Source organism: Streptomyces sp. NPDC058964 (assembly GCF_042741275.1).
Classification (GTDB): domain Bacteria; phylum Actinomycetota; class Actinomycetes; order Streptomycetales; family Streptomycetaceae; genus Streptomyces.
In genome coordinates, this window is record NZ_JBHYKH010000403.1 from 1 (window position 1) to 8386 (window position 8386).

Annotated in this window: 7 protein-coding genes; all 7 read left to right on the forward strand. The window is 73.5% G+C overall.

Features of this window, described 5'->3' with window-relative positions; genetic code table 11:
• Positions 1-98: 98 nt before the first annotated feature.
• The 7 genes from larC (at position 99) to ACFW2E_RS34790 (ending at position 8288) form a co-directional block, all read left to right on the forward strand.
• Positions 99-518, forward strand: a complete 420-nt coding sequence (larC, locus tag ACFW2E_RS34760; protein ID WP_384472305.1) for a nickel insertion protein — start codon at positions 99-101, stop codon at positions 516-518.
• A complete protein-coding gene (locus ACFW2E_RS34765) occupies positions 506-1708 on the forward strand; it encodes an NAD(P)/FAD-dependent oxidoreductase (protein WP_384472308.1) in 1203 nt (400 codons plus the stop codon). The genes larC and ACFW2E_RS34765 overlap by 13 nt, the downstream gene beginning before the upstream one ends.
• A 38-nt stretch (positions 1709-1746) precedes the next feature.
• On the forward strand, positions 1747-2838 hold the full coding sequence (locus tag ACFW2E_RS34770) for a hypothetical protein (RefSeq protein ID WP_384472310.1): 1092 nt from the start codon (positions 1747-1749) through the stop codon (positions 2836-2838).
• 65 nt (positions 2839-2903) lie between these two features.
• A complete protein-coding gene (locus tag ACFW2E_RS34775) occupies positions 2904-4172 on the forward strand; it encodes an ATP-grasp domain-containing protein (RefSeq protein ID WP_384472313.1) in 1269 nt (422 codons plus the stop codon).
• Between the two features lie 38 nt (positions 4173-4210).
• A complete protein-coding gene (locus tag ACFW2E_RS34780) occupies positions 4211-5479 on the forward strand; it encodes an MFS transporter (protein ID WP_384472315.1) in 1269 nt (422 codons plus the stop codon).
• Positions 5479-6948 (forward strand): FAD-binding oxidoreductase, encoded by a 1470-nt coding sequence (locus ACFW2E_RS34785; protein WP_384472318.1) that lies wholly within the window; start codon positions 5479-5481, stop codon positions 6946-6948. Before ACFW2E_RS34780 ends, ACFW2E_RS34785 begins: the two co-directional genes overlap by 1 nt.
• Positions 6930-8288, forward strand: coding sequence for a hypothetical protein (locus ACFW2E_RS34790; protein WP_384472320.1), 1359 nt, complete (start codon positions 6930-6932; stop codon positions 8286-8288). The genes ACFW2E_RS34785 and ACFW2E_RS34790 overlap by 19 nt, the downstream gene beginning before the upstream one ends.
• The last annotated feature ends 98 nt before the right edge of the window (positions 8289-8386 follow it).

The following is an 8386-nucleotide window of genomic DNA, read 5'->3' on the forward strand; positions in this document are numbered from 1 at the left end:
ATCCCCAACGGACTGCCCGGCGTCGAGAACCGCATGGACCTGCTCCACCAGGCCGGGGGGGGGGGGGCCCCCCACCCCCCCCCCCCCTCGACCCGCGCGTGTGGCCGCACGTGCTGGCCCGGCTGCTGGAGGCGGGAGCCTCCGACGCCTGGCTCACGCCCGTCCTGATGAAGAAGGGCCGCCCCGCCCACATCCTCTCCGCGCTCTGCCCGCCACCCGTCCTGGACGCCGTGCGGGAGACGGTCACGGCCGAGACCTCGACCATCGGCACCCGCGCGTACCAGGTGGACAAGCACGAACTGGAGCGGGAGTTCACCACCGTCGCCGTGGACTCCGCCGAGGTCCGGATCAAGGTCGCCCGGCACCGCCGGCGGATCGTCAACGTCCAGCCGGAGTACGAGGACGTGGCCGCCGCGGCGGACAAGCTCGGCATCCCCCTGAAGACGGCGCTGGCGAGGTCCGTCGCCGCCGCCGAACGAGCCCTGCAGAACGAGAGGTTCGAGCCGTGGACCACGTGATCGTCGTCGGCGGCGGGCTCGCGGGCCTGCGCGCGGTCGAGCGCCTGCGGGCGCGCGGGTACGAGGGGACACTCACCCTCGTCGGAGCGGAGAACCGGCCGCCGTACGACCGGCCCCCGCTGTCGAAGGCCGTCCTCACGGGCGAGACCGACGACACCACCCTGCCCGCCGACTGGGAGCCGCTGCGGTGCGAACTCCGGCTCGGCACACGGGCCGTGGCGCTGCGCCCGTACGACGGCCGGCCCGGCGGCGTCCTGGAGACGTCGGCGGGGCCGCTGCCCTTCGACGGACTGGTGATCGCCACCGGCGCCACCCCCGTACGGCTGCCGGGTGCGGGCCCGCAGCACGTCCTGCGGACCCTGGACGACGCGCTCCGGCTGCGCGGCGGGCTGCACGCGGGCGCCCATGTGGTGATCGTGGGCGCCGGATGGATCGGCGCCGAAGTGGCCTCCGTGGCGGCCGGTTCGGGCTGCCGGGTGACGGTCCTGGAAGCCGCCGGCGCCCCGCTCGCCGGTGCCCTCGGGCCCGAACTCGGCGCGCTGACCGCCGGCTGGTACGCCGACGCCGGGGTCCGGCTCCGGTGCGGGGTACGGGTCGTCTCGGTGGACCCCGGCGGACTCACCCTGGACGACGGGGAGTTCCTCTCCGCCGATGTCGTGCTCTGCGGCATCGGGGTCCGGCCGGACACCGGCTGGCTGGCCGGCTCGGGGCTCGCCGCCGCGGACGGGGTCGTCGTGGACGGCTCGCTGCGCACGCGGCGGCCCGAGGTGGTGGCCGCGGGCGACTGCGCGTCCTGGTGGTCGCGGCGGTACGGCCGCAGGCTGCGCGCCGAGCACTGGGACACCGCCCTGAACGCGCCCGACGTCGCCGCCGCGGCACTGCTCGGCCAGGAGGAGCGCTACGACCCCGTCCCCTACGTCTGGTCCGAGCAGTTCGGCCGGACGGTGCAGTACGCCGGTCACCACACCGCCGAGGACCGGACGGTCCTGCGGGGCTCGCCCGGCGACCCCGGCTGGACGGTGCTGTGGCTGCGCGGCGGCCGGCTCCGGGCCCTGCTCACCGTCGACCGGCCCCGGGACATGGTGCAGGGCCGCCGGCTGATCGCCCGGGAGACCCCCCTGGACGCGGCCCTGATCACCGACCCCGGCACCCCGCTCAACAAGGCTCTCGCCCGCGAGCCCGTCTCCTGACCCGCCCCGACACCGAACAGGATCCCGAGGAAACAGCCATGGCCCCTGCCTGCCCCGACATCCCGATCGTCGTCCTGCCCGCGGACAACGTCGTCCACTGCCGCACCCGTCCCGCCGCACCGGTCGCCGCCGCGCTCGCGGCCGCGACGGACGCGCTCGGCGACCTGTACGCCCGGCTGCTCGACCCCGCCGGGGCGGGCGATCCCGTCGAGCGGGCGCTGGAGACGGCGGTGGCCCGGACCGAGGACCTCGCCGTGGCGGCCCGGGTGGCCCCCATGGACACCTCGGTCCTGGAGCCGGTCGTCCCCAACCACGAGTACTTCGGCGTGCGCACGGCCGACGTCGACGACGCGTACCGCGTCTCCGAGACATCCCTGATCATCGCCCGCACCCTCGCCGATCTGCGCGGCGCCCGGCTCGATCTGAACGACCAGGCCGCCGAGGTCCGGGCGATGATCCTGATCCTCAAGGGCCTCGACCCGGCGGACGGCACGCCCGCGCCGGAGCCCGCCGCCCCGGCGGAGGTCACCGCACTGCGCGTCGGCCGCGACGAGCTGACCCGGTGGGTCGTCACCCACCACTTCTACTTCGTGCTCAACCTCGCCGCGGCGCGGGCGGTCACCCGGGCCCTGACCGCGCTCGCCGACGAGGACCGCGACACCGCCGTGACGGCCTTCCGGGACGCCTCGGTCCTGGTCCGCGGCTTCACCGCGGCCATGATGCACTCCGGGGACATGTCGGCGCCCTGCTACGACGCGAAGGTCCGCCCGACCATGTACCCCCCGGCGGTGCCGGTGGCGCTCACCGGCCGCACCCAGCCCGAGCACAAGGCGTTCCGCAAGGCGATGCGGAAGCTCACCGTCACCCACACGGAGCCGTTCGCCAAGGTGGCGGTCACCGACCCGGAGCTCGCGCTCGCCCGCGACGCCCTGTTCGAGGCCGACCTGCACGACATCGAGCGGCACATCGTCGTCACCGCCGCGCTGGTCGGCGACGACCAGTCGATCATCCAGGTCGACGAGTCCGCCGAGAGCGCGATCGCGATCCTGCGCACGATGCGCCACACCCGTGCCATGACCTACCGCCACCTGATGAGGTTCGGCGACCCGGTGGAGATCACCGGCGCATGACGACGACCAGGCCCGTCCAGTCCGGCGGCTCCGCCGCACGCCAGCAACCCACGGTGGGATGACACATGAGTTCCAGCACGGACCGCCGCACGGTGGTCGTCGTCGACGCCTTCGCGAGCGCGCGCTGCCTCGCGCCGCTGTTCCGGGCGCGCGGCGTCGACTGCGTCCACGTGCAGAGCACCCCGGTGATCCCCGACGTCTACGCGCCGAGCTTCCGGCCCGACGACTTCACCGCCAACATCGTCCACGACTCTGACGTCGCCGCCACGGTCGCGGCCCTCGCACCGTACGCGCCGGTGGGCCTGCTGCCGGGCATCGAACGCGCCGTCATGCTCGCCGACGCGCTGAGCGAGGAACTTCGGCTGCCCACCAACGGGACCGCGCTCAGCCCCACCCGCCGGGACAAGTTCCGCATGATCGAGACGGTCCGGCAGGCCGGGGTCCCGGCCACCGGCCAGCTCCTCGCCTCCGACCTGGACACCCTGCTCGAGTGGTACGGGCACACCGCCTCCGGCACCGGCGCCCGGGTCGTCCTCAAGCCGGTGAGCAGCGCGGGCAACGACGGGGTCTTCTTCTGCGACACCGCCGACGAGGTCCGCTCGGCGTTCACCAAGCTGATCGGTACCCACAGCGTGCTGGGCCAGCGCAACGAGGCGGTGCTGGCCCAGGAGTACCTGGTCGGCAACGAGTACATCGTCAACACCGTGAGCCTGCACGGCAGGCACCACGTGACCGACATCTGGAAGATGCACCACATCAGCGCCAACGGCGTCCGCGACCTGCCGGCCGGCGCGGAGCTGCTGCCCCGCCACGGCGCCGAACAGGACGCGCTGGTCGAGCACACCCTGCTGGTCCTGGACGCGCTCGGCATCCGCAACGGGCCCGCGCACTCCGAGCTCAAGCTGACGCCGAAGGGGCCGCGGCTCGTCGAGACCGGCGCCCGGGTCTGCGGCGCCGACGTGCACGTGCCCACCGCGGCCGCGACCGGAGAGAGCCAGCTCGACCGGACCGTGGACGCGTACGCCTTCCCCGAGCGTTTCGAGGAGCGCTGCGGCACCGGCTACGAACTGCTCAGGCACGCCCGGATCGTCAACATGGTCTCGCCGGTGGAGGGACGCCTCACCGGCTATCCCAAGCTGGCCGAGCTGAAGGCGCTGGAGAGCTTCCACGACGCGGTGTTCCGGGTCGGCCCCGGGGACCCGGTGCACCGTTCGGTCGACGACTGGACCTTCCCGCTGCGGGTCTTTCTGGCACACGAGTCCGAAAGTGCGGTTGCCCGGGACTGTGTGTCGGCGCGCTACTTGGACGGGCCCGGCTTCTACGACGTCTCGTAGCGCCGGCCGTCGCACATCCCCTCCCTGGAGACCAGTAAATGTCGTTTCTGCGCCCAAGCTTCAAGGGCGAACGTGCGCTCATCGCCGGCATCGCCATCGACGCGACCGGCTCGGGCATGTACGTCCCCTTCAACCTGATCTTCTTCAAGCACGTCACCGACCTGCCGCTGGCGCAGATCGGCCTGGTGCTCACCGTCACCAGCCTGATCGCGATGGCCGCGCTGCCGCTGGGCGGCACCGCCGTGGACCGGTTCGGCGCCCTGAGGGTGCTCATCGTCCTGTACCTGCTGCGGGCGATCGGCTTCGCCCTCTACCCGCTCGCGCACAGCCTGGCCCTGTTCGCCGTCCTCGCGCTGGTCACCGCCGTGGGCACCCGGGCCGCGCCCTCCACGCTCCAGGCCAGGTTCGCCGAGCTCCTCAAGGGCACCGACCGGGACCGGATGCAGGCCCTGTCGAGAAGCCTGGGCAACGCCGGACTCGGCGGCGGAACCCTGATCGCCTCCCTGATCATCGCCACCATGGGCGACCACGGCTATGTCGCCGCCGCCTGGCTGAACGCGGCGAGCTTCGTGATCGCGGCCGTCCTGGCCACCCGCACCCCGGCCAGCCCGCACGCCGACCGCAAGCGGGCCGCGCGCAGCGGCGGCTACAAGCTGGTCGCCAAGGACCGCCCCTTCCTGGCACTGGCCCTCGCCAACCTGTCGGTGGCCCTCGGCTACACCTCCCTGACGATCCTGATCCCCGTCTACGCCACCGACTGGCTGCACATACCCCAGGGCCTGATCGGCAGCTCGTTCATCGTCAACACCCTGCTGTGCGCGACCCTCGGCGTGCCGGTCGCCGCGTACGCCCGGGGCCGCTTCCGCACCCGCAACCGCATGGCGATCGCCGGGGTGGCGCTGTTCGTGACCGCCTTCGCGGGCCAGATCGTCCTCGGCACCGTCCGCCCGCACAACACGACGGTGGCCATGGGGGTCGTGCTGGCCTGCGTGGTGGTCGCCACCTTCGCCGAACTGGTGCACAGCCCGGCGGCGAGCACGCTGGCCCAGTCCGCCGCCCCGGCCGAGCTGCGCGGCCGGTACCTGGCCGCCTACCAGTCCTCCTGGGCGCTGGCCAACGCCCTGGCGCCCAGTCTGTTCACCGCGCTCGTCGCGGTGGACGGCAGACTGCCCTGGCTGGTCATCACGGTCACCGCGCTGCTGGGCGGCATGATGCTGAGGCTGACTGAGCGGTCGCTGCCGGGCGAGGCGGTCCATTTCGAGCCACCGGTCCCCGCCGACAAGGCGCCCGCACCGGCGGCCGGTTGATGACCGTGACCGGAGCGGCTCCCCGGGCGGCCGACGCGGAGCGGCAGCGCCTCGCCCGCCGCCTGGCGGATGTCGTCGGGGACACGCACGTACTGACCGAGCCCGCCCTGCGTGCCCCGTACGAGACCGACTTCACGGGCCGCTGGAGCGGCCGCTCGCTGCTGGTGGTCCGCCCCGCGGACCCGGCCCAGACCGCCGAGGCGGTACGGGTCTGCGCGGCGGCCGGCGTCCCGGTCGTACCGCAGGGCGGCAACACCGGCCTGGTCGGCGGCTCGGTGCCGGGCGGCGACGGCACCGAGGTCGTGCTTTCACTGCGGCGGCTGGACGGCATCGGCCCGGTCGACCCCGGCGCCCGGCAGGTGACCGTCGGCGCGGGGGCGACACTGGCCGCCCTGCAGCGGCACGTGCGCCGGCACGGCCTGGACTTCGGGGTCGACCTCGCCTCCCGGGACTCGGCCACCCTGGGCGGCATGGCCGCGACCAACGCCGGCGGCGAGCGGGTCCTGAGGCACGGCACCGTCCGGGCCAACGTCGCGGGCGCCGAGGCGGTGCTCGCCGACGGCGGGGTCCTGAACCGCCTGGCCGGACTGCCCAAGGACAACACCGGATACGACCTCGGCGGCCTGCTGATCGGCAGCGAGGGCACCCTGGCCGTCCTCACCCGGCTCCGGCTGACCCTGCGGCCGCGTCCACCCCGGCGGGCCGGCGCCCTGCTCGCTCTCGACTCCCTCGCCCACGCGGTGGGCGTCCTGACGGCGCTGCGCCGGCTGGAGTCCCTGGAGCTGGCCGAGTTCTTCACGGCGGACGGGCTGGCGCTGGTCCTGGAGCACAGCGGACTGCCCGCGCCGTTCCGGCACGCGCATCCCGTGTATCTGCTGGTCGAGTGCGCGGGATCGCACGGTCCGCTCGACGAACTGGCCGCGGTGGTCGGTGAGCTGGATGCGCGCGAGGTGGCCGTGGCCGTGGACGACGCGGACCGCCGCCGTCTGGCGGCCTACCGCGAGCGGCACACCGAGGCCGTCAACGCCGCCGGAACCCCGCTGAAGCTGGACGTCACCGTTCCCCTCGCCGAGCTGCCGGAGTTCGTCGCCGGTCTCCCCGGTCTGCTGGCCGGGCGGGCCCGCGCGTACGTGTTCGGGCATCTCGCCGAGGGCAACGTCCACCTCAATCTCCTCGGCGTCGCGGCCGCCGACGAGGAGGAACTCGTCCACGCGGTCCTGCGCCGGATCGCGGACACGGGCGGCAGCATCAGCGCCGAGCACGGCATCGGCCGCGCCAAGGCCGCGTACCTCCCGCTCACCCGGTCCCCGGCCGACATCGCGCTGATGCGCGCCGTCAAGGCCGCCTGGGACCCCGCGGGCCTGTTCAATCCCGGCGCCGTGCTGCCCCCGGCCGGACGCCCCGGCCACACCGGCGGCCGGCCGACCACACGACATCGAGGAGGACTCACATGGACCGCGCGTCCTTGACGGCGGAATACCTGCGCAGGGTGACCGAGAGCGGTGCCAAGGCGGGCGAACTGGTGGGCAGGCTCCCTGAGTCGGAGATGCTCGCCGCCTTCTACAAGGGGACGTTCCTGTCCCGGCCGGCCTTCCTCGGCCGGGCCGAGCGGGACCTGGCCTTCGGCGACGTCCGGAACGTCATGGACGCGCTGAGCACCCTGCCCGACAAGCTCTTCGGCGGTGACTTCGCGGCGTTCGCGCGCGCCGCCGGACTGACCGAGCAGCAGGTCGCCGTGGCCTCACGGGCGCGGGGCACCGGGATGACGCGCCAGGCGCGGGCCGACCTGTACCTCCAGGAAGGCGGGTTCAAACTCCTGGAGTTCAACATGGGCAGCTCGATCGGCGGCATGGACAACGCCGACATCGCCCGCGGGCTCCTGGAGCACCCGCTGCTCGCCCGGTTCGCCGAGGACCACGGCCTCGGCTACGTCGACACCCTGCGCGAGCAGGTGAACAACATCCTGGTCGAGTCCGGCTTCGCGCCCGGTGACCGCCCGGTGGTCGCGCTGACCGACTGGCCGAGCTACTTCGACAACGAGATCCGCTACATGCGCCAGCTCGCGCTGCGCTGGCGGGAACTGGGTCTCGACGCCCACCCCTGTCACGTCGGGCAGCTGGAGGTCAGGGGCGGCCGGGTCTGGCTGGAGGACAAGCCGGTCGACATCGTCTTCCGTACGTTCGCGATCTCCCAGATCGTCGAGCAGCCCGAGCTCCTCGATCCGGTCCTCGACGCCGCCGAGCGCGGCGAGGTCAGGATCTTCACCCCGCTGGACACCTCCGCGTACGCCAGCAAGGGAGCGCTGGCGATGCTCTCGGACGAGGACAACCGCGGCCTGTTCACGCCGGAGCAGTCGGTCAGTATCGACCGGCTGCTGCCGTGGACGCGGATCGTGCGCCCGGGCACGGTGACGCTGGAGAGCGGGGAGCGCGCCGACCTCTTCGAGTACGCCGTCGAACACCGCGGCGAGCTCGTGCTCAAGCCGACTTCGCTGTACGGCAACCGGGGCGTGGTGCTCGGCTGGAGTCCGGATCTGACCGGCCAGGAGTGGCGGGAGCAGCTCGAGGCGGCGCTCGGGACGCCGCATGTGCTCCAGCGCAGGGTGCGGCCCACCCCGGAGCCGTTCCCGGACGAGAACGGTGAACTGCGGCCCTGGAACCTGCTGTGGGGGATGTTCTCCGTGGTCAACGGGTACGGCGGTGCCAATGTCCGGGCCACGGCCGCGGAGCTGGGCGACGTCGTCATGAACCGCGCGCACGGCATCCACTCGGGTCCCGCGCTGTGCGAGCTGTCCGAGTCCGCCTCCTGAGGCGCCGGACACCGGATGCCGGGCAGGAGGCCGCCCCCCCCCACCCGCCCCGCCCCCCCCCCAGGGCCCCCCCCCCCAAAACACTAACCCCAGTAGGT